The organism is Thioalkalivibrio sp. ALM2T (assembly GCF_000381505.1).
In the GTDB taxonomy this organism is placed as follows: domain Bacteria; phylum Pseudomonadota; class Gammaproteobacteria; order Ectothiorhodospirales; family Ectothiorhodospiraceae; genus Thioalkalivibrio; species Thioalkalivibrio versutus.
The window spans coordinates 50,552-71,897 of record NZ_KB906561.1; the positions used below are offsets into that span (position 1 = coordinate 50,552).

General features: G+C 65.5%; 19 protein-coding genes. 18 read left to right on the forward strand and 1 reads right to left on the reverse strand.

The features are described 5' to 3' along the window. Positions 1-70: 70 nt before the first annotated feature. Complete coding sequence (locus F816_RS0107945; protein ID WP_019594293.1) at positions 71-2,206, reverse strand: DUF1631 family protein; 2,136 nt, start codon at positions 2,204-2,206, stop codon at positions 71-73. 145 nt (positions 2,207-2,351) lie between these two features. On the opposite strand from F816_RS0107945, the gene F816_RS0107950 reads away from it, so the two are divergent. The 18 genes from F816_RS0107950 to F816_RS0108040 all read left to right on the forward strand — a co-directional run bounded on the left by F816_RS0107950 (position 2,352) and on the right by F816_RS0108040 (position 21,335). Beyond that, the gene (locus F816_RS0107950; RefSeq protein WP_019594294.1) at positions 2,352-3,389 is read left to right on the forward strand and encodes a cyclopropane-fatty-acyl-phospholipid synthase family protein; all 1,038 of its coding nucleotides are present in this window, start codon (positions 2,352-2,354) and stop codon (positions 3,387-3,389) included. Positions 3,390-3,392: 3 nt separating this feature from the next. Beyond that, a complete protein-coding gene (locus tag F816_RS0107955) occupies positions 3,393-4,166 on the forward strand; it encodes a DUF1295 domain-containing protein (RefSeq protein WP_019594295.1) in 774 nt (257 codons plus the stop codon). 186 nt (positions 4,167-4,352) lie between these two features. Continuing rightward, a complete protein-coding gene (gene minC / locus F816_RS0107960; protein ID WP_019594296.1) occupies positions 4,353-5,075 on the forward strand; it encodes a septum site-determining protein MinC in 723 nt (240 codons plus the stop codon). Between the two features lie 91 nt (positions 5,076-5,166). After that, entirely contained in the window at positions 5,167-5,976 is an 810-nt protein-coding gene (gene minD, locus F816_RS0107965) for a septum site-determining protein MinD (RefSeq protein ID WP_018937843.1), read from the forward strand. Positions 5,977-5,978: 2 nt separating this feature from the next. Further along, positions 5,979-6,236: a cell division topological specificity factor MinE gene (minE, locus tag F816_RS0107970; protein WP_018937842.1), complete on the forward strand. Its 258-nt coding sequence runs from the start codon at positions 5,979-5,981 to the stop codon at positions 6,234-6,236. 4 nt (positions 6,237-6,240) lie between these two features. After that, positions 6,241-7,248, forward strand: a complete 1,008-nt coding sequence (locus F816_RS0107975; protein ID WP_019594297.1) for an NAD-dependent epimerase — start codon at positions 6,241-6,243, stop codon at positions 7,246-7,248. A 173-nt stretch (positions 7,249-7,421) separates the two neighbouring features. Continuing rightward, entirely contained in the window at positions 7,422-8,096 is a 675-nt protein-coding gene (locus F816_RS0107980) for a type 1 glutamine amidotransferase domain-containing protein (protein ID WP_019594298.1), read from the forward strand. 88 nt (positions 8,097-8,184) lie between these two features. Next, entirely contained in the window at positions 8,185-8,946 is a 762-nt protein-coding gene (locus F816_RS0107985; RefSeq protein ID WP_019594299.1) for a TetR/AcrR family transcriptional regulator, read from the forward strand. 61 nt (positions 8,947-9,007) lie between these two features. Beyond that, a complete protein-coding gene (locus F816_RS0107990) occupies positions 9,008-10,117 on the forward strand; it encodes an efflux RND transporter periplasmic adaptor subunit (RefSeq protein WP_019594300.1) in 1,110 nt (369 codons plus the stop codon). Positions 10,118-10,132: 15 nt separating this feature from the next. After that, the gene (locus F816_RS0107995; RefSeq protein WP_019594301.1) at positions 10,133-13,231 is read left to right on the forward strand and encodes an efflux RND transporter permease subunit; all 3,099 of its coding nucleotides are present in this window, start codon (positions 10,133-10,135) and stop codon (positions 13,229-13,231) included. A 318-nt stretch (positions 13,232-13,549) separates the two neighbouring features. Continuing rightward, entirely contained in the window at positions 13,550-14,974 is a 1,425-nt protein-coding gene (locus F816_RS0108000; RefSeq protein WP_018144355.1) for a form I ribulose bisphosphate carboxylase large subunit, read from the forward strand. A 68-nt stretch (positions 14,975-15,042) separates the two neighbouring features. Next, complete coding sequence (locus F816_RS0108005; protein ID WP_018144354.1) at positions 15,043-15,375, forward strand: ribulose bisphosphate carboxylase small subunit; 333 nt, start codon at positions 15,043-15,045, stop codon at positions 15,373-15,375. A gap of 160 nt (positions 15,376-15,535) precedes the next feature. After that, a complete protein-coding gene (locus tag F816_RS0108010; protein ID WP_026333197.1) occupies positions 15,536-18,484 on the forward strand; it encodes a CsoS2 family carboxysome shell protein in 2,949 nt (982 codons plus the stop codon). A gap of 165 nt (positions 18,485-18,649) precedes the next feature. Next, positions 18,650-20,059 carry a carboxysome shell carbonic anhydrase gene (locus tag F816_RS0108020; RefSeq protein WP_018144351.1) on the forward strand — a complete coding sequence of 470 codons (1,410 nt, stop codon included), beginning with the start codon at positions 18,650-18,652 and terminating at the stop codon, positions 20,057-20,059. A gap of 17 nt (positions 20,060-20,076) precedes the next feature. After that, complete coding sequence (locus F816_RS0108025; protein WP_017940626.1) at positions 20,077-20,328, forward strand: carboxysome peptide A; 252 nt, start codon at positions 20,077-20,079, stop codon at positions 20,326-20,328. Between the two features lie 4 nt (positions 20,329-20,332). Then, entirely contained in the window at positions 20,333-20,665 is a 333-nt protein-coding gene (locus F816_RS0108030) for a carboxysome peptide B (protein ID WP_018144350.1), read from the forward strand. Positions 20,666-20,710: 45 nt separating this feature from the next. After that, positions 20,711-21,010 carry a BMC domain-containing protein gene (locus F816_RS0108035; protein WP_012982275.1) on the forward strand — a complete coding sequence of 100 codons (300 nt, stop codon included), beginning with the start codon at positions 20,711-20,713 and terminating at the stop codon, positions 21,008-21,010. Positions 21,011-21,041: 31 nt separating this feature from the next. Further along, positions 21,042-21,335, forward strand: coding sequence for a BMC domain-containing protein (locus F816_RS0108040; RefSeq protein WP_012982276.1), 294 nt, complete (start codon positions 21,042-21,044; stop codon positions 21,333-21,335). Positions 21,336-21,346 lie beyond the last annotated feature (11 nt).

A 21,346-nucleotide genomic window follows, 5' to 3' on the forward strand; every position in this document is an offset into this window, starting at 1 on the left:
GGTCCCGGAAGATGGACCGCCGCGGCGCGGGAAAGGTCCGCGTGGCTCCACCGTTTGGCGCGGCCGGGATTCAGGCGGTCTGGCCGAGGCGCTGGTCCATCAGGTGATCGAACAGCGATTCTTCCGGAATGATCTGGGCGCGCCCGCTGCGGAATTCGTGGGCGAGACCCTGAATGCTGTGCTGGCGCTTGGCGCGCCCGGCGGCATCGGTGAACAGCAGGCGTCCGGCGTGACTGCCGCGCCAGACCAGCTTCATGCGCGTGACCCGGGTGCCGGCGGGGGAGGTGAACTGGATCCAGGTGCCGGAGATCAGGTTGTCGGCATGCTCGACATGCTCGTCGTCATGGTCGCGCATCAGGGACGGATCGTCGTCGGCATGCCGGGGTGAGGTATCGAACATCGAACTCGACCGGCTGCCGGCCCGCTTCCGGGCCTTTTGCATGCGCTCTTCCGCGGAACCGGCCTTGTCCGTCGACGTCGTGGAGGTGCCTGTCTCGGGCGAGGGAGGTTCGGCCGGTGCCGAGCGCCGTTTTCCGGCGGCGACCAGGTGAGCGCTGACCAGGTCCTGTTTGATGCGGGCACGTTCTTCTTTCGTCAAAGGGGCTCGATCGAGAAACGCGCGGATGCGCGCCAGCAATGGCGCCGAGGCCTGAAAATCCGGTTCCGCCTGCATCAGAGCCAGCAGTTCGTGAAGCAGGGCCATGCCGTCGTTGTCGTTGGTGGCTTCGCTCCCGGGGGTGGCCGCTGCGGTTGTGTCGTCCGCATCACCGCTCCGTGCCTCGGCAGTCTTCTGCGCGGTCATTAACGGAACCCAGGCATCCATCAGTTGCTCGCGGGCCTCGTCGGGGATGTCCTGGCCCATGGAGATCACGGTGCGCTCCACCGTGGACTCCACGTTGTAGGTGATCTCCAGGGTGCGCTCTTCCTGCTGTGCCTCGGCCTGTTCATCGGCCGCCTGATGGGCGATCTTCTCCTCGACCTCGGCGAGATCGTCCTGCAGGCGCGTCAGTGCCTCGTTGAAGGCCTCACTGTCGCCAAGGCCTGCGTTGCGCACGCGTTCGACGTTCTCGAAGACCAGGCGGCTGAGCGGCAGGCCCCGGGCCTCTTCCAGCGGCAGGTCGGGATCAATGCGCAGTGCGATGTTCAGCAGCAGGCCGGTCATCTGCCGGGCCGGGTGCGTTCGGTCACGGAAAAAATGCGTCTCGCGCATGGCGATGCGCACCAGCGGGAGCTGCAGATCGGACAGGGGTTCGCGCAACGCGGGGTTGAGGTCGTCGCGCTTCAGGATCATGTCGAACAGGCCCTGCAGCAGGTCCATCACGAAGGGTTCCAGCGTGCTGGGCGGAGCGCTGTTAAGGACGGTTGTTACCGCCTCTGCCGCCGAGCCGTAGCCGGCACCGGTCCCGGGTGCCACACCGGTGTTGGCGACGACCTGTCCCGAGACGGGCACCTGATAACCGAATTGCGCCCAATTGCCCGTTGCGCCGGAAGGGCCGGAAGGGGGTGGCCCGCTGCCCCCGGCTGGAGCCTGAGGCGCGGAAGAAGAGGCCGGAGCAGTAGCGCCCGGCCGGGTGCGTGCCCTGGCGTGTGCCTCGGGCACCGCGAAGCCGGCGTCACGGAAGGCCTGCATCAGCGCCTGCATCTCCGGCTGCAGTTCGCGCATCACGTCGCGATCGAACCAGTGCAGCAGCACCAGACAGTCTTCCGGTGGCAGGGGCACGGCCTCCAGTGCCTCCAGGAAGGCCTCGCCCAGGGCATGCGGGTGCCAGGGGGCGTCTTCGGGTGTGGGGACCAGGTGGTAGTCCCGGGTGACCGTTTCCAGGGCATCGATTTCGGCCGACATTACGGAACGCGCGCCCGTGACCAGCTTGCGCAGGGCCACCTCGCGCTCGGTATCGGCGGCGTCCATCAGGCTCAGCTCGTGTTCGCCCGTGGCAGGGAGCGCGTGTTCCGGCTCTTCGGGCAGGATCGCATTGTGAAGTCGGTCACGAAAACGCTGGAGGATGGCGCCACTCGCCATGCGAATCTGGCGCGAAAGGGCAAGATTCTGGGCCGCGCGCTGGGAATCGATCGCGCGCTCGGAGGCATCCATCAGGCGGTCGTCGAGCTCGCCCAAGAAGGTTTCGAGACGCTCCTGAACGCCCTTGGAGAAGGGCGCCCAGACGCGATGCAGGGTTCGGGCCGGAATCCGGTGACGTTGCGCCATGAGCGGTATGCAGCTGGTTAAGGCCACAATCTAGCACCCCTGCGGGCCTGTGTGTCAGCGATCCGGTTTTGTACGTGCTCGGCCACCGGGGAACCGCATGCCTCTCGCCGGGTCAACGAAACATCTCAACGCGGGGACGCACGGCATGCAGCGGATGATTGAATGGGCGGAACAGGGACGGTTGCCGGATCCGCTCGTGCGGGCCGGCATTCGGCGGCTGCTGGCGGAGCGGTTGCGCGAGTGCGGGGCCCCGGCCGAGGAGGCGATGGAGCGGCGTTATGCGTTGATCGAGGCGATGCGTGCCGCGCCCGTGGCGTTGTCCACCGAGGTGGCGAACGAGCAGCACTACGAGGTTCCGACCGAATATTTCGAGCGTTGCCTCGGGCCGTGGCTGAAATACTCCTGCGCCTGGTGGCCGGAGGGCGTGGACGATCTTCGCGGTGCCGAGGCCGCCATGCTGCAGCTGACCTGCGAACGCGCGGGCCTCGAGAACGGGCAGCAGGTCCTGGAGCTGGGCTGCGGCTGGGGTTCGCTGTCGCTCTGGATGGCGGAGCAATACCCGAAGTCGCGCATCGTCTCGGTGTCCAACTCGGCGTCCCAGCGGGCCTCGATCGAGGCCCGCCGGGACGCGCGCGGGCTGGAAAACCTGACGATCATCACCGCGGACATGAACACCTTTGCCCCGGACCAGACCGGATTCGACCGGGTGGTCTCGGTGGAGATGTTCGAGCACATGCGCAACTGGCCCGAGCTGCTGCGGCGCGTGGCGACCTGGCTGTGTCCGGGCGGGCAGTTGTTCATGCATGTCTTCGCCCATCGCGAGTTCGCCTACTTCTTCGAGAGCGAGGGCGATCACGACTGGATGGGGCAGTACTTCTTCCGCGACGGGTTGATGCCATCGGATGATCTGGCGCGGCATTTTCAGGAGGATCTGCGCGTTGTGCGTCAGTGGCGGGTGAACGGCCACCACTACGCGCGCACCCTGAACGCCTGGCTGGCGCGCCAGGACGCAGCGCGGGACGAGCTGATGCCACTGTTCGAGCAGACCTACGGGGAACAGGACGCGGCGCTGTGGTTTCAGCGCTGGCGGATGTTCTACATGGCCTGCGCCGAATTGTTCGATTATCGCGGCGGGAACGAGTGGTTCGTGTCGCATATCCTGTTTCGCCGGCCCGAGGCCTAGCGGATGGCCGGTTGGGTGATGTTCCTGGTCGGGTTCGGCGCGGCGCTGGCCCTGATGACGGGGGTCTGGGCGGCGAGCGTGTTGCGGCGCGACGCGAGCCTGGTGGACCGCTACTGGGGTCTGGGTTTCGTGCTGGTCACGCTGGTGTGGTGGGGACTGGCCGGGTGGCCCTTGCTGGGGCTGTGGATCGTGATCCCGGTGCTGTTGTGGGGGCTGCGTCTGTCGCTCTTCATCACCTGGCGCAACTGGGGCCACGGCGAGGATGGGCGCTACACGGACATGCGCGCGGGCCGAAGCGATGGTGCCTTCGCCGCGCGCAGTTTGGTCACGATTTTCTGGCTGCAGGGCGCACTGGTGGCAGTGATCGGCCTGCCCATGCTGGCCGTGGTGCGGGCCGAGGCGGTGTGGTGGCCGCTGGCCGTCGGCGGGTTGCTGTTCTGGGCGGTGGGGCTTTTTTTCGAGACGCTCGCGGATGCGCAGATGGCACGTTTTCGCGCCGATACGGGCAATCGCGGTCAGGTGATGGATCGCGGCCTGTGGCGCTACAGCCGTCATCCCAACTATTTCGGCGAGATTGTGGTCTGGGTCGGGTTCGGCCTGCTGGCCCTGGCTGCGGGCGGCTGGTGGGCCGTGCCCTCGGCGGTGCTGATGATCCTGCTGATCCTGCGTGTGTCCGGCGTCACGTTGCTGGAAAGTCGTCTGCATGAATCCCGCCCCGGTTATGCCGACTACGTGCGCCGCACCAACACGCTGATCCCGGGCCCGCCGCGCAGCTGATGCGGCGGCGGGAGTGACCCCGCACCCTTGCTGCGCTTTCCCTGTCCGCGCTATAAAGCGCACGTCCTGTCCGGCGCCCCAGATGCCGGACGCCGCCCCTGTTTTGTGCACGTCACCGCCAGCGAGCCAGCCGATCCGATGAGCGCGTCCCCGAGTTCTGTCCAGGCCATTGAATTGAAAGGCCGCATGATGCTGGTCTCGGTGCTGCGCGTGTACCAGACCGATCCGCAGGTTCTGGGCGAGGTGCTGGCCGCGCGGCGCGACCAGGCCCCGGATCTGATGCGCGACATGCCCATCGTGCTCGATCTGGAGGCAGTGGCCGAGAGCCCGGAGTCCGACCTGCAGGCAACCATCGAGCGCGTGCGCGCCGAGGGCTTCAAGCTGATCGGCCTGCAGGCAGGCGCCGCCGCCGAGCGCCTGCAGAGCTATGCCGAACTGTTCGACGTCCTGCCGGTGCTGCAGCTGGGCGGGCGTGGCGGCGCACCCTCCGGCGAGGTGCCACTGGAGGATGAGCCCCCGGTGCAGGACAAGGCCGTCGAGCCCGAGCAGGAACGCCCGCCGGCCGCCGTGGCGGCGGTCCACAGTGCGACGCGTATCGTCGATCAACCGGTGCGTTCCGGGCAGCAGATCTACGCCCGTGGGGGGGACCTGATCGTGACCGGTGCAGTCTCGCCGGGCGCCGAACTGCTGGCGGACGGGCATATCCATGTGCTGGGTCCGTTACGTGGGCGTGCGCTGGCCGGGGTGCGCGGCCTGGTGACCGCGCGTATCTTCTGTCGGCGCCTGGACGCCGAGCTGTTGTCCATCGCTGGACACTACCGGATCGCCGAAGACATCACGGAAGCCGAACGCGGCGAGAATCGGCTGGTGACACTGGACGACGAAAGCCTCAAGATCGCGGAGATCTGACCGGCCGTCTGCCGGTCACGAATGACAGGAACCCGTCCGCACGCCCCGGGAACGCCGCGCGCGTGCAAGACGACAAGGAGCTACCGCCAACATGGCACGTATCGTAGTGATTACCTCCGGCAAGGGCGGGGTGGGCAAGACCACCACCTCGGCCGCGATTGCCACTGGCCTGGCCCAGCGCGGTCACAAGACCGTCGTGATCGATTTCGACGTCGGTCTGCGCAACCTCGACCTGATCATGGGCTGCGAGCGGCGCGTGGTGTACGACTTTGTCAACGTGATCAACGGCGATGCGAACCTGAAGCAGGCCCTGATCCGCGACAAGCGTGTGGACAACCTCTACATCCTTCCCGCCTCGCAGACCCGCGACAAGGACGCCCTGAGCCAGGATGGCGTGGAGCGCGTGCTGAACGAGTTGTCCGACGACTTTGACTTTATCGTCTGCGACAGCCCGGCCGGGATCGAGCGCGGCGCACTGATGGCCGCCTACTTTGCCGACGAGGCGATCGTGGTGACCAACCCGGAGGTTTCCTCGGTACGCGACTCCGACCGCATCCTCGGCATCCTGGCGAGCAAGACGCGCAAGGTGGAGCAAGGCGGTGAGCCGATCGAGGGCAAGCTGCTGCTGACGCGTTACTCCGCCGAGCGCGCCGAACGCGGCGAAATGCTGAGCATCGAGGACGTCGGCGAGATCCTGGCGATCGAACTCCTGGGCGTGATCCCGGAATCCCAGGCGGTGCTGAATGCCTCGAACGCCGGACAGCCGGTGGTGCTGGACGAGGAATCCGACGCCGGGCAGGCCTACCAGGACGCGGTGGACCGGTTCCTGGGCGAGGAACGCCCGCTGCGCTTTGTCGATGTACCGAAGAAGGGCTTCTTCGGGCGCCTGTTCAAGGGTTGATCATGGGGATTTTCGATTACTTCCGTCAGCCGCGGCAGAAGAGTGCCAGCGTTGCCAAGGAGCGTCTGCAGATCATCGTGGCGCGCGAGCGTGCGGCGCGCTCCGGGCCCGACTACCTCCCGGCCATGCAGCAGGAGCTGCTGCAGGTGATCCGCAAATACGTTCAGGTGGACGACGAGGCCGTGCAGATGAACGTGGACCGCGAAGGGGACTGCGAGGTCCTCGAGCTGAACATTACGCTGCCGGACGACCAGGACTAACGCGATGAAAGTTCTTGTGACCGGTTCGGCCGGCTTTATCGGCAGCGCCCTGAGCCTGCGCCTGCTGGAGCGCGGCGACCAGGTGATCGGCGTCGACAACCTGAACGACTACTACGACGTCTCGTTGAAGGAGGCGCGCCTGGCGCGCACCCAGGACCACCCGAACTTCACCGAAGTGCGCGAGGACATCGCCGATCGCGCCGCGATGGAACGGGTGTTCCGCGAGCACCGGCCGCAGCGGGTGGTGAACCTGGCGGCCCAGGCCGGCGTGCGCTATTCGCTGGAGAACCCGGCGGCCTACGTCGACACCAACCTGGTCGGCTTCGGCAACATCCTGGAGGGCTGCCGGCATAACGGTGTCGAGCACCTGGTCTACGCCAGCTCCAGCTCGGTCTACGGCGCCAACACCACCATGCCGTTCTCGGTGCACGACAACGTCGATCACCCGCTGAGCCTGTACGCCGCCAGCAAGAAGGCCAACGAGCTGATGGCGCATACCTACAGCCATCTCTACGACTTGCCGGTGACCGGGCTGCGCTTCTTCACCGTCTACGGCCCCTGGGGCCGCCCGGACATGGCGCTGTTCATGTTCACCAAGAAGATCCTGGCGGGCGAGCCGATCGACGTCTTCAACTACGGCCACCACCGGCGCGACTTCACCTACATCGACGACATCGTCGAGGGCGTGATCCGCACCCTGGATCACGTGGCCCCGCGCAACCCCGACTGGAACGGGGCCGAGCCCGACTCGGCCACCAGCGCAGCCCCCTACCGGCTGTACAACATCGGCAACCACGAGCCGGTGGAGCTGATGCGCTACATCGAGGTGCTCGAGGACTGCCTGGGCAAGAAGGCCGAGAAGAACCTCCTCCCGCTGCAGCCGGGGGATGTCCCGGACACCTATGCCGATGTCGAGGCCCTGCGCGAGGACGTGGGCTATGCCCCCGCGACGGTGGTCGAAGACGGTATTGCGCGCTTCGTCGAGTGGTATCGCGAGTACTACCGCGTGTGATGCCCAGCCCGCGGCTATCCGGCCGCGCGGTTCTTCGGCGCTCTCGGTTGCTGGATCCTTCCGCGTCTGTCTTTCGCCGTCTGACTCGCTGCTCGTTTACCCAAGCCTTGCGCACCAGGAACCTGTAGCCGGCCGGCGAGTCCACCGGAGACATGGATGCAAGGAGACAAGGGATGAGCCAGACGATTCTGATGGTAGTAACCAGTCACGGCGAGATCGCTCCAGGCCAGGCGACGGGCGTATGGTTCGACGAGTTCGCCGAGCCCTATGATCGCTTCCGCAAGGCGGGTTTCGAGGTCAAGGTGGCCAGTCCGAAGGGCGGCCCCGTGCCGCTGGATCCGAAAAGTCTGGAGGCCAGTCATCCGGGTGCAGCCGCCGTGGCTGCACAGGAGGCCCTGGATGACACCATCGCGCTGGACGCGAACACCAACCACGGGGCCTATGCCGCGATTTTTTTCCCCGGCGGCCACGGCACCATGTTCGATCTGCCGGACAACCCGCATGTCCAGCGCCTGGTCGCGGAATTCATGGACAACGACAAGGTGGTTGGCGCCGTCTGTCACGGGCCGGCCTGTCTGGTCGGTGCGATGCTGGCGGATGGCAGTTCCGCGGTGAAGGGGCGCAAGGTGGCGGCCTTCACCAACAGTGAGGAGAAGGCGGTCCAGCTGGACACTGCGATGCCGTTCCTGCTGCAGGACAAGCTGCAGGAGCTCGGCGGCGAGGTGGATACCGCCGACGACTGGGCCGATCACGTGGTGGTGGACGGCAAGCTGGTGACCGGGCAAAACCCGCAGTCCAGCAAGAGTGTCGCCGACGCGATCGTGCGGCTGTTGCGCGAGACGGGCTGAATACTCGAATCGGGGGCCGGGGCATGCTGTCCCCGGCCTTTTTCGGAATCGTCTTTGAATCGGGTTCAAAAATCGTCGTGGGTTCGATATGCTGAGCGCCATGACTACCGGGGATCGCAAACGCCGCGAGCGCGAGATGCGCGAGGCGCTGTTCATCGAGCGGGCGCACGAGCGCATCCGCGAGGACGGCCTGCTGGCCCTGCAAATGTCGAAGCTGGCGGCGGACTGCGAGTACGCGACCGGTACGCTGTACCAGCACTTCGAGTCGAAAGAGGACCTGCTGGCGGCGGTGGCGGCACGCACGACACTGCAACGGGCGGCGCTTTTCCGGGCCATCCCCGAGCTCTCCCTGGGTACGCGCTCGCGCATGCTCGCGATCGTGTTGACGGACATCGATTTCGCCGCGCAAAACCCGGACTACTACCGGCTGACCCAGTACCTGGTGACCGAGGTCGTATGGGCCAATGTCTCGGCTCCGCGCCGCACGGCATTGCTGGAGGCCGGCAAGCCGATCAGCGAGGCGGTGCGCGCGGTGGTGGCCGAGGCCCGCGAACGCGGCGACCTGCCCCCGGCCCGCGAGATCTCCGAGGAGGAGATGGGGCTGGGCCCCTGGGCACTGAACGTGGGGATGCAGAGCCTTGCCAATGCGCAGGGCCTGCTCGATGCATACGACATCCACCGGCCCTATGACCACCTGATCCGGCATTTCCACGCCCTGATGACCGGCTGGCGCTGGGAACCGCGTCTGGACCCGGACGAGCCCACGGTGGTGCGCGCGGAGACCGAGCGCGTGCGTGCGGCGCTGCACGATGCGGGCATCGGCGCGGGCGACGCACCACCCGCCGGCTAGCACTTCGGCTACAACTCAAGATGCAGGCGGCATTGAATCCGCCGGATCCGGGAGATCCTGAATGAAGCGTTTCATCCTTATGCTGGTGGCAGTGGCCATCGTGCTCGGCGGTATTTTCGGCTTCAAGGCCTTTGTCGATCAGCAGATCGCAGAGTACTTCGAAGATATGCCGGAGCCGGTGGTGACCATCAACGCCGCCGAGGTCACGACGGACTCCTGGACTCCGCAGGTGCGTGCGATCGGTAGCCTGGAGGCCGTGCAGGGCGCGACCCTGAGCTTCGAGGCGCAGGGAATCGTCGAGACCATCCACTTCGAGAACGGGGCGCGGGTCGAGGCCGGCGATCCGCTGGTCGACCTGGATACCACCCTGGACGAGGCCGAGCTCGACAATCTGCGGGCCGGCGAGCGCCTGGCACGTCGCGAGCTGGAGCGCGCCAGGGGCCTGATCGAACGCAACGACATCTCGGATTCGGAATTTCAGCGCCGGGTCGCCGAGGCCGAGCAGGCCCAGGCCTCGGTGAAGGCGCAGGAGGCGCGCATCCAGCAGAAGAGCCTGCGCGCGCCGTTTGCTGGCGAGCTGGGTATCCGCGAAGTGAGCGTCGGGCAGTTCGTCGGGCCGGGGGATCCGATCGTGGTGCTGGAGGCGTTGCAGCCGCTGTATGTGAATTTCACCCTGCCGGAGCGCCGCCTGGGCGAGATCGCCCTGGGTCAGGCCATCCGTGTGGAGGTGGATGCCTTTGGCGAAGAGTTCACCGGCGAGGTCACGGCCATCGAGCCGCGGGTCCGCGCGGCCTCGCGCATGTTCCGTGTGCAGGCCCTGCTGGAAAACGAACAGGGCCGCCTGCGTGCGGGGCAGTTCGCCCGGGTCACGCTGGATCGCGGCGAGGCCGAGGAGGCGGTGGTCGCGCCGCAAACCGCGATCCGCTTTGCGCCCTGGGGGCGATCGGTATTCGTGATCGCGGAGGATGACGAAGGCCAGTTGCGGGTGGAACAACGCCTGATCGAGACCGGCGCCCGCCGTGGTGACCTGGTGCAGGTCCTTGACGGGCTGGAGCCGGGTGAGCGTATCGCGGCCAGTGGCCTGCTCAAGCTGCAAAACGACTCCCCGGTCGAGATCACCGAGGATGCCCAGCCCGATGCCGAGCGCGACCCGCGCCCGGCGAATCGCTAGAGCGGGGTCGCTGGCATGCGCTTTACCGATATCTTCATCCAGAAGCCGGTGCTCGCCACGGTGGTGAGTCTGTTCATCCTGTTGTTCGGGGTGCGCGCGGTATTCGACCTGAACGTGCGCCAGTTCCCCGAGGTGCAGAACGCGGTGGTGACCGTCAGCACCGCGTATATCGGCGCGGATGCCGATCTGGTGCAGGGCTTCATCACCACGCCGATGGAGCGCGAGGTGGCCGAGGCCGAGGGCATCGATTACCTCGTCTCCACCAGCCGCGCGGGGATCAGCATCGTCGAGGCCCATCTGGAGCTGGACTACGACCCCAACGTGGCCCTGACCCAGATCGCGGCCCAGGTGGACAAGATTCGCAGCGACCTGCCGGCGGAGGCCGAGGACTCGGTGGTGGATCTGTCCGTGGGGCAGGACGTGGCCGCAATGTACATGTCGTTCTACTCCGAACGGCTGTCCAACAACCAGACCACCGATTACCTGATCCGCGAGGTGCAGCCGGAACTGGCCACCATCAACGGCGTGCAGCGAGCCGAGATCCTGGGTGCCCAGAGCTTTGCGATGCGCGCCTGGCTGGATGCCGATCGCATGGCCGCCTTTGGTGTGACCGGGCGCGACGTGCGCGAGGCCCTGGAACGCAACAATGTGCTGTCCGCCGTGGGCCAGACGCGGGGTTCCATGGTTGGGCTGGACCTGACGGCGGATACCGATCTGAGTCGTCCGGAGGAGTTCGAGCAGCTGATCCTGTTCGAGACCGACGGCGACCTGGTGCGCCTGGGCGACGTGGCCGAGGTGGAACTGGGCTCGGAGAACTACGACACCTCGGTGCGCTTCAATGGCGAGGCGGCCACCTTCGTCGGTATCGAGATGGCGCCGGATGCCAACGCCCTGGACGTGATCGCCGAGGTCCGCGACGTATTCGACGAGCGCATCCTGCCGCGCCTGCCCTCGGGGCTGGAAGGCGAGATCGTCTACGACTCCACGGACTACATCCAGAGTGCGATCGACGAGGTGCTGGTGACCATCGGCCTGGCGCTGGGGATCGTGCTGGTGGTGATTTACCTGTTCCTCGGCTCGTTGCGCAGCGTGATTATTCCGGCCGTGGCGGTGCCGCTATCGCTGGTCGGCACCTTTATGCTGATGCTGCTGATGGGGTTCTCGCTGAACCTGTTGACCCTGCTGGCGATGGTGCTGGCCATCGGCATCGTGGTGGACGATGCCATCATCATGCTGGAGAACATCTCCCGTCATATCGAAGAGGGGATGTCGCGCATGGACGCGGCGATCCAGGGGGCGCGCGAACTCGCCTGGCCGATCGTGGCGATGTCGACCACGCTGGTGGCGGTGTTCCTCCCGCTGGGCTTTATCGGGGGGCTGACCGGGACGCTCTTCATCGAGTTCGCCTTCACGCTTGCGGCGACCGTCGTGATCTCGGGCATTGTTGCGATCACGCTGTCGCCGATGATGTGTTCGAAGATCCTGCGCGATGGCGCCACCGAGAGGCGCGGACGGATCGAAGGCTGGCTGGATGCACGCTTCGACTCTCTCCAGCAACGCTATCGTCGGCGCCTGCATGGGGCGCTGAATGACCGCTTCACCATCGCGGTGTTCGGTGCCATCGTGCTGGTGTCCTGCTACTTCCTGTTCGTCACCTCGCAGAGCGAGCTGGAGCCGCCGGAGGACCAGGGCTTCGCGTTTTCCATCATGGAGGGCGACGCCTACATGGGGCTGGACTGGCTGGAACGCAACACCGAGTTGACCGACCGCTTCTTCGACGAAATCCCGGAGCTCGATAACATCTTCATCGTGAACGGTTTTGGCGGCGGCCCGGGCATCGCCGGTGCCGGCAACCAGGCCCTGGGCGGTTTCGTCCTCGCACCCTGGGATCAACGTGATCGGGATACCGAGACCATCCTGCAGGAGGAGCTGCAGCCACGCCTGGACCGCATCCCGGCGCTGGAGGTGTTCGCGATCCAGCCGCCGCAGCTGCCCACTCCGGGCGACGGTGCACCGGTCAGTGTGGTCCTGGGTTCCACCGGTTCGTTCGAGGAGCTGGAGCAGTTCGCCAGCGAGATCATGCAGCGGGCGATGGCGACCGGGCGCTTCATCTTCATGGACTCCGATCTCGACTTCGATCAGCCGCAGGTGGATCTCAAGATCGACCGCGAACGCGCCGCCCAGCTCGGGATCGACATGGCCACGCTCAATGCCGATCTGGCAACCATGCTGTCTGGCGGGTTTGCCGGGCGCTTCGCGATGGAGAACCGCAGCTATCGCGTGATTCCTCAGGTGCAGCGCAGCGAACGCCTGAATCCGGAGCAGCTGGAAGAGTTGTTCACGCGTACCCGTGACGGCGAGCCGATCCCGTTGTCCAGCATCGTGACACTGGAAGAAACGGTGACCCCGCGCTCGCTCAAGCGCTTCCAGCAGCTCAATGCCGTGACCCTGTCGGGCGTGCCGCGGCCGGGGGTGACCCTGGGCGAGGCGCTGGACATCGTCGACGAGATTGCCGCCGACGTGCTCCCTCCGGATGTCAGCGTCGACTATGCCGGACAGTCGCGTCAGCTGAAGGCCGAGGGCAGTGAGCTGGTGGTCACCTTCTTCTTTGCCCTGTTGGTGATCTTCCTGGTCCTGGCTGCTCAGTTCGAGTCCTTCCGCGACCCGTTGATCATTCTGACCACGGTGCCGATGTCGATCGCCGGGGCACTGATCTTCATCAGCCTTGGGGTGACTTCGCTGAATATCTATACCCAGGTGGGCCTGCTGACTCTGATCGGCCTGATTGCCAAGCACGGCATCCTGATCGTGGAGTTCGCCAACCAGCTGCAGCGCCAGGGGCGGACGCTGCGCGAGGCGATCGAGGAGGCGTCGGCCCTGCGCCTGCGGCCGATCCTGATGACCACCACCGCGACCGTGGTGGCGATGGTGCCCTTGCTGATGGCCGCCGGGGCCGGCGCCGGCTCGCGTTTCGCGATGGGCCTGGTGATCGCGAGCGGCATGGCGATCGGGACCCTGTTCACCCTGTTCGTGGTGCCCGCCATCTATCTCTACCTGGCGCGGGATCACCATGCCGCCGGTGACGAAGCGCCTGCCACTGCCGCCACGCCCTGATACCCGGGGTCGTGGGCTGTGTGACGGGGCGTTCCCAGCGGCCCGTCACAGGGCTTGTGCGGCGGGTCGCGCCAAAGGCATGCACAGGCTACGGTCTTCGACTACAATCGACCTCCGCAATCCGTCGCGGTCGGTGTTTCGATGCCTGGCTGCACCATTGCGAACCCGAACCCCTGCCGGTCAGTGGCCCTCCCGCTGTCCGGCTTTTATATAAACGATTGTCTATCGGTCGCATCTAGATTATTTATTTGTTATTAGTGATTGCCCTCCCTAATCTAGGCGACCATCACGATTAACCAACGCGTAGGAGAAGGCCACATGTCTGCCGCCAAGAAGTACTCCGCGGGCGTCAAGGATTACCGCGAAACATACTGGATGCCCGAATACACGCCGCTGGATACTGACCTGCTGGCGTGTTTCAAGATTACCCCGCAGCCCGGTATCGACCGCGAAGAAGCTGCCGCCGCTGTGGCAGCCGAGTCCTCCACCGGTACCTGGACCACGGTGTGGACCGACCTCTTGACCGACATGGATTACTACAAGGGTCGGGCGTACATGATTGAGGACGTCCCGGGTGACGACGAGTCCTTCTACGCGTTCATCGCCTACCCGATCGACCTGTTCGAAGAAGGCTCCATGGTGAACGTGTTCACCTCCCTGGTCGGTAACGTGTTCGGCTTCAAGGCCATACGGATGCTGCGCCTGGAAGACGTGCGCTTCCCGATCGCCTACGTGAAGACCTGTGGTGGTCCGCCCATGGGTATCCAGGTCGAGCGTGATCGCCTGAACAAGTACGGCCGCCCGATGCTGGGTTGCACCATCAAGCCGAAGCTGGGTCTGTCCGCGAAGAACTACGGCCGTGCCGTGTACGAGTGCCTGCGTGGCGGTCTCGACTTCACCAAGGACGACGAAAACATCAACTCCCAGCCGTTCATGCGCTGGCGTGACCGCTTCGATTTCGTCCAGGAAGCGACTGAAAAGGCCGAAGCCGAGACCGGCGAGCGCAAGGGTCATTACCTGAACGTCACCGCGCCGACCCCGGAAGAGATGTACAAGCGTGCCGAGTACGCCAAGGAAATTGGCGCGCCGATCATCATGCACGACTACATCACCGGCGGTTTCTGTGCCAACACGGGCCTGGCCAACTGGTGCCGCGACAACGGCATGCTGCTGCACATCCACCGTGCCATGCACGCGGTCATCGACCGTCATCCGAAGCACGGTATCCACTTCCGTGTGCTCGCCAAGATCCTGCGCCTGTCCGGTGGTGACCACCTCCACACCGGCACCGTGGTCGGCAAGCTGGAAGGCGACCGCGCGGCGACGCTCGGCTGGATCGACCTGCTGCGTGAATCCTTCATCCCGGAAGACCGCTCGCGCGGCATCTTCTTCGATCAGGACTGGGGTTCCATGCCGGGTGTGTTCGCCGTGGCCTCCGGTGGTATCCACGTCTGGCACATGCCGGCCCTGGTCGCGATCTTCGGTGACGACTCCGTGCTGCAGTTCGGTGGCGGCACCCTGGGCCACCCGTGGGGCAATGCTCCGGGTGCGACCGCCAACCGCGTGGCCGTCGAGGCCTGCGTCCAGGCGCGCAACGAGGGTCGCGAGATCGAGAAGGAAGGCAAGGAGATCCTGACCCAGGCCGCCCAGCACAGTCCCGAACTGAAGATCGCCATGGAAACGTGGAAGGAAATCAAGTTCGAGTTCGACACCACCGACAAGCTGGACGTCCAACACAAGTGATCGTCCGTGTGCGGGCGGCCTGAGTGGCTGCCCGCACCTTCAGAGAACAAGCGCATAGGATTAACGACATGTCCGATATTCAGAACTTCAAGCCGGTGCAGAAGTACGAGACCTTCTCTTACCTGCCCGAGATGAACGCCGATCAGGTTCGCCGTCAGATCGAGTACACGATTGCCCAGGGCTGGAACCCGGCGGTCGAGTACAGCGAAAAAGAACACGCCATGTCCAACTACTGGTACATGTGGAAGCTCCCGATGTTCGGCGAGCAGTCCGTCGAGGCCGTGCTGAGCGAGATCGAGCAGTGCCGCCGTGCCAACCCCGGCATGATGGTTCGCTTCCTCGCCTACGATAACTATGCCCAGAGCCAGGGCACGGCCTTCGTGGTCGATCGCGGTCGCTAATTAGGGCCCGTACCTGCCGGGTCCGCCTTCGGGCCCGGCAGTTCAGTAAAGCGTTATTTACCGTTGCTGCCGCCAACTGTAAGGAAGTGCCATGAGTAATCCGACATCTGCGTCTGAAGGTCTCTCGGGGCGTGAACGTGCCCTGGAACGGCGCAAAGCCATGTCTCGCAATGGCAAGGCTGCCGTGAAGTCGACCGACCAAACCAAAGGGAGCAGCCGCTCCGCTGGGGCTGCGCGAGATGCGCGCCAGGCGAAGGCGGACCCTGCCCCGGCACCCCAGGCGCGGGAGCCGGAGATGCACTCCAGTGAATCCTCGTCGCAGGTCTCCGTCGAGACCCGCGACACCACGCCCGAGCGCCGCCCGGAACCGGGCGCGCACACGGGTGTCTCGAATGGGCGCCAGGCCGCCCTTGAGCGGCGCCAGAAGATGGCGCGCCAGGGCAAGAAGGCTGTGGGCCGAACCAATACGCGTGCCCAGGCCGCGGGTGGCATGGCCCCCGCCGGCGCCGAGCGTTCGCGCCAGCTGGAAGCCCTGGCCCAGTCGCAGAACGTCGAGGTCGATTGCTCGAACATGAGCGGTCGCGAGATCTGCCGCCTGCGGCGTCAGGCGCTCTCCACGGAAGGCAAGAAGGCCGTTGCGCCGGAACCGCGCCGTGGGGATCGCATCAAGGGATCGGAGCCGCAGGCTGCGCCCACCCAGGAATCCAAGAAGGATTGTGGTTGCGGCTGCAAGGGCGAGAAGGCCGAGCGCGATGCGTCGGTCAACACCGCCCCGAGCCGCGACGCCGCGGTGGTCGAGAGCGGCCTGGACCAGCTGTGCGACAAGGTCGAATCCGGGGGTGAGGCCGCTGGCCCGCATCCGATGATCTCGGAGGTTCGCGCGATCTGCATGGCGCGCCGGGATGCCATGGCGCAGAGCGGCAAGAAGGCCCAGCGTCGGCGTTTTAGCGGCGGTCAGGCTCGCGGCACCATGCCGCAGGAAGGCGCCTGGAAGGCCGCCAAGCGCCAAGGGATGTCCGCCCGCGAAGTCGCTCGGCAGCGCCGTGAAGAACTGTGCAAGCTGGGCCGTGGCTCGGCCGAGCCGGGGCGTCCCTGTGGCCGGCCGCGCCCTGTCGAGGGCGATGCGCCGCCGAAGGTTGAAGAGGGCACCACGCTGGCCGGCAGCCATGTAAGTGGCACGCAGGTCGAGCGTACCTCGGGCGTCACCGGCACGGAGGCAGGCAGCTGCTCTTCGATCACCGGCACCGAATACCTCGGGGTGGAGCACTACGAGCGGTACTGTGGTGCGCGCCCGGCCGGCAATCCGCCGAAGGTTGGCACGTCGCACACCGCGCACGGTCAGTCGGTCAGTGGCACCGAAGTTGGGCGGTCGAACCGTGTGACCGGCGACGAGCGTGGGTCCTGCGAGACGATCACCGGCACCGAATATCTCAGTACCGAACAATACGAAGGCTTCTGCGGCACGCGTCCGCAGGCCGGTCCGGCCCGCACGAGCGTGATGGTCACCCGTCACGGTGAAGGCGTGTCCGGCACTTCGGTCGGGCGCAGCCCGAGCGTGACCGGCGACGAAGCCGGCGCCTGCCGCGATGTGACCGGTACCGAATACCTGAACACCGCGAACAGTGAGGTTCCCTGCAACACGGGAAAGTCGAACGGGGCGCCGGCCAAGGTTGGCGTAATGCATACGCTTCGCGGTCGTGAACTGACCGGGTCCGAAGTCGGACGCTCCGTGAACGTAACCGGCAACGAATATGGCAGCTGCAAACCGGTGACCGGAACCGAATATCTCGGCACCGAGCAGTTCCAGGGCTTTTGCGGCACCCGCCCGGAACCCGCTGCGGCCAAGGTTCAGGAGTCGCACACCATGGAAGACCAGAGCGTGACCGGTGTGGCCGTGGGGCGTAGCCGGCATGTAACCGGTGACGAGCGCGGGTCCTGTGCCTCCCTGACCGGTACGCCGTATTACAACAAGTCCGACTTCGGCGATCTGTGCGAGCGGCCGCATGCCGGGGGCGTCCCCAAGGTGGGCGTAATGCACACGCTGCGGGGCCGCGACGTTTCCGGTACCCAGGTGGATCATTCGATCCACGTGACGGGTGACGAATATGGTGGTTGCAAGCCGATCACCGGCACGGAATATGCCGGCTCCGAGCACTATGACGCCTTTTGTGGCGGTCATCGCCCGGAAGCCAGCCCGGAGAAAGTGACTGTGGGCCGTACCTGGAATCAGCAAATTGTGTCCGGCTCGGCGCTCGGGCGTTCCTCGCGCGTCACCGGTGACGAATATGGTGCCTGCAAGCCGGTTAGCGGCACGGCCTATATCGGTCCGGATCAGTACGACCAGTTCTGCGACACGCAGGATTCGAGCGCGGCCGGTACGCGGGTGGCCGAACGTCATTCCACGCCGGGGCATTCGGTGTCCGGCAGCCAGCCGGGTTACGACAAGCGCGTCACCGGTACCGAACGGGGCGCCTGTCAGGACGTGTCCGGTTCCCCGTATGTGGGCGGTAACGAATTTGCCAAGAGCTGCGCCAGTGCCGCGAGCAGTCTCCATCCGCGTCTGCGCCCGGAAGGGATGGGCATGCAGGCCGCGCCGGCCCAGCCAGTGGCGCAAGCCGCTTCTCGCCCGATGCCCAACGCCGGCTTCAGCGTGGAGACCCCGGCGCGGGTCGCCGCAGAGCGTCGGGAGCGCGTCACGGGGACCGCCTACGGCAGTAGCGGGAGCGTGACCGGTTCCATTAACAAGGCGATGGGTCTGGTGTCCGGCACCGAAGAGTTCCGGTATGGCGCCAGCAAGCAAGCAGCGGCCGTCGAGCCGGTGGAAGAAGGCGAGAAGGTCGGCGCCAACCGGGTGACCGTGAATGGCAGCAGCAATGGCGTCTCCATTACCGGCGACGACTGGGGGCGCGGTGACCACGTGACCGGGACCGAGGGCCTCTCGACGCGCCGCAACCAGACGCAGAAGGGCAAACCGCGTGGTGAAGGCCGCAGCGCGTATATCAATCGGGAACTCGAGCGCAAGGAAGTGCCCCCGAGCAGGATCACGGGTTCCTCCGGGAACAGCGACGCCGGTTCTCTGGTGACGCTGTCCGGCGGGGCGCGCGGTTAAGGACAGGCGAGGACTCTGAAGAACGTCATGGTGCGTGGTCGCCGCAAAAACAGCTCGATGGGCTCGCGCTTCGCGAAGTCCCGGATTGCGGCTGCGCGCGCAGCGGCGCCGAGCACTGCGGGCCCGGTGTCCGCGGTGCCGGCCTGCGGCTCGTCGTCTCCGGACATGACGCGTGAACTGACCGCGGGGCATGCGTTGGCGGATGTCCCGATGAACGAACGGCTGCACGCCTTCGAGCAGGGGTTCCGCGAGCGCTTTGCGCAGCTGGTTCCGGTGCTCAAGGAAGTGCATGCGCTGCAGCACGAGCGCGACTTCGAGGCGCGGGCGCAGGCGATCGTCGAGGAGCGCCTGGGGTACCAGCTGCCGCAGAAGGCGCTGGAGGATGCCTGGATCAACGATCTGGATACGCGCGAACTGTATCTGCACGGGACGTTCGAGCTGTTCGATCAGGTGGTCAACGAATACTGGGCGGGACGGGATGACCTGGTGGCCGAAGCGGATAGCGCGATTGCGTATTTCCTCGACTGCGACTTCCACGAAGTGGACATCTCGCCCTGCTCGGACGGGCGCCTGCTGGGCCTGCGGCGCTTCATCCTGCGCCTGCCGGATCTCGCGGTACGGGTGAAGAGCTACGCCGGGGCGCAGTTCGACATCGAGGAAGATGTGCGTCACTGGACCAAGCGCGAACTGCTGCGCTTTCGTGAGGGCCGGCCGACCACGGCCGATGTCCCCAGTCGCTATCTGAAGATTGCGGCTTACCACTACAGTGGCGCGGATCCGTTGCACCAGGGCTGCGCGGCGCACGGCAACAGCGAGCGCGATGCGGCGGACGGTGCCTTGCACCAGCTGCGCGCGTTTCGTCAGGCCATCGAGAACACCTACTGCTGTGGGGCCTCGGTCGACACGCTGCTGATCGGGGTGGATACCGATACGGATGCGATCAAGATTCACATCCCGGATGCGGACACGCGCATGAGCCTGTACCGCTTCGTGGAAAGCGCGGAGCTGTACCGGGCGACCCAGGGACTGGACGAACAGACCGCATCGCTGCGGGTGTATCAGGCGATCCAGGATGCGATTCACCAGCAGGGCTGGGGACGCGGTAACGGCGCGCCGCATGAAGGGATGCTGCGACTGATCTCGCGGCTGCTGTTGAGCAACATTTCGCAGCTGGATTATGTGGCGCGCTATCACGGCGGCCACTACGCCGACGTCGGCCACCGCGAGCGCGTGATCATCGTGGGCCAGGAGATCGAGGAGATGCAGGTTCGCAACTTCGCGTACTTCGCCCACCTGGAGACGATGGAAGAGGGCGCCGAGGGGATGGATGTCGGCGTGAACAAGATTTTTCGGAAGCTGAATGTCGAGCGCGGCCTGCCGATTCCGGTCGTGGTGCATTATCGCTACGACCGCAAGGTGCCGGGATCGCGGGAGCGGGTCGAGGCGCGTTGTCGCCGGATTCGCAACACGATCATGGATCGCTATCGCGACCTGGCTGAAAAGGGCCTGATCGGCTGCCACATGGTGATCCGCGACAAACGCAGCGGTAGCCGTCTGGAACCACTGGCCGCCTGACGCACACGGGAACGGGAATGAAGATCTGCAAGGTTGAGAAGACGCTGGTTTCGACCAACCGCATCCGCGATCTGGGGCACCGGCCGTTGCTGGTGGTTCAGGAAAAGGCGGGCGGGCCGCGCACCGTGGCGGTCGATGCGGTCGGCTGCGTGCCCGGGGACTGGGTCATCGTGGTGGGCAGCTCGGCGGCGCGCGAAGCGGCCGGTGACAAGTCCTACCCCAGTGACGCGACGATCGTCGGGATCATCGATTACTGGGAGGAGCAGTAGCTCCATGGAAATCATGCAGGTGCAGGATGAACTGGTGGTGACCCGTCGCGTCGACGGGCTGAGCACCATTTCGCTGCGCGTGCTGGTCGACCAGAAGGGCGCGCTGAGTGTGGCCGTGGACCCGGTCGGGGCGCATCCGGGCAACTGGGTGTTCACCATCAGCGGGTCTGCCGCGCGGCTTGCGCTGGACGACAACACTATCCAGACCGATCTCACGATCGGCGGCATCATCGACCACTGGGACGATGGTGGTAAGAAGACGGAAGGGTCGAAGGACGAGGCAGGACAAGACCAGACCGATGCACAGCGCTCTGCTGGTTCCCGCAAGGCGGCGTGAGCGTCATTTTTGTTTTAAAAAACCGTAAATCCAGGAGAGAAGACAATGGCAACTGAACGTTTTGGTGTGGCGCTGGGCATGATCGAGACCCGTGGTCTGGTACCGGCGATTGAAGCGGCCGATGCAATGACCAAGGCCTCCGAAGTGCGTCTGATCGGTCGCCAGTTTGTGGGTGGCGGCTACGTGACCGTGCTGGTCCGTGGCGAAACCGGTGCCGTGAACGCCGCTGTGCGTGCCGGTGCGGATTCCTGCGAGCGTGTGGGTGACGGCCTGGTGGCCGCGCACATCATCGCCCGTGTGCATTCCGAAGTGGAAAGCATCCTGCCCGAGCAGGTTGAAAAGTAAATCATCAGTAACGCTTGATAGGAGTTGAGTAATGGCTAGCGAAAACTTTGGTGTGGCCCTCGGCATGATCGAGACCCGCGGTCTGGTCCCGGCGATCGAAGCCGCGGACGCAATGACCAAGGCTTCCGAGGTGCGTCTGATCGGGCGTCAGTTCGTGGGTGGTGGCTACGTGACCGTGCTGGTCCGTGGCGAAACCGGTGCCGTGAACGCCGCTGTGCGTGCCGGTGCGGATTCCTGCGAGCGTGTCGGTGACGGCCTCGTGGCTGCCCACATCATTGCTCGCGTCCATTCCGAGGTGGAGAACATCCTCCCGGAAAAGCCGTAACTCACGGTAGT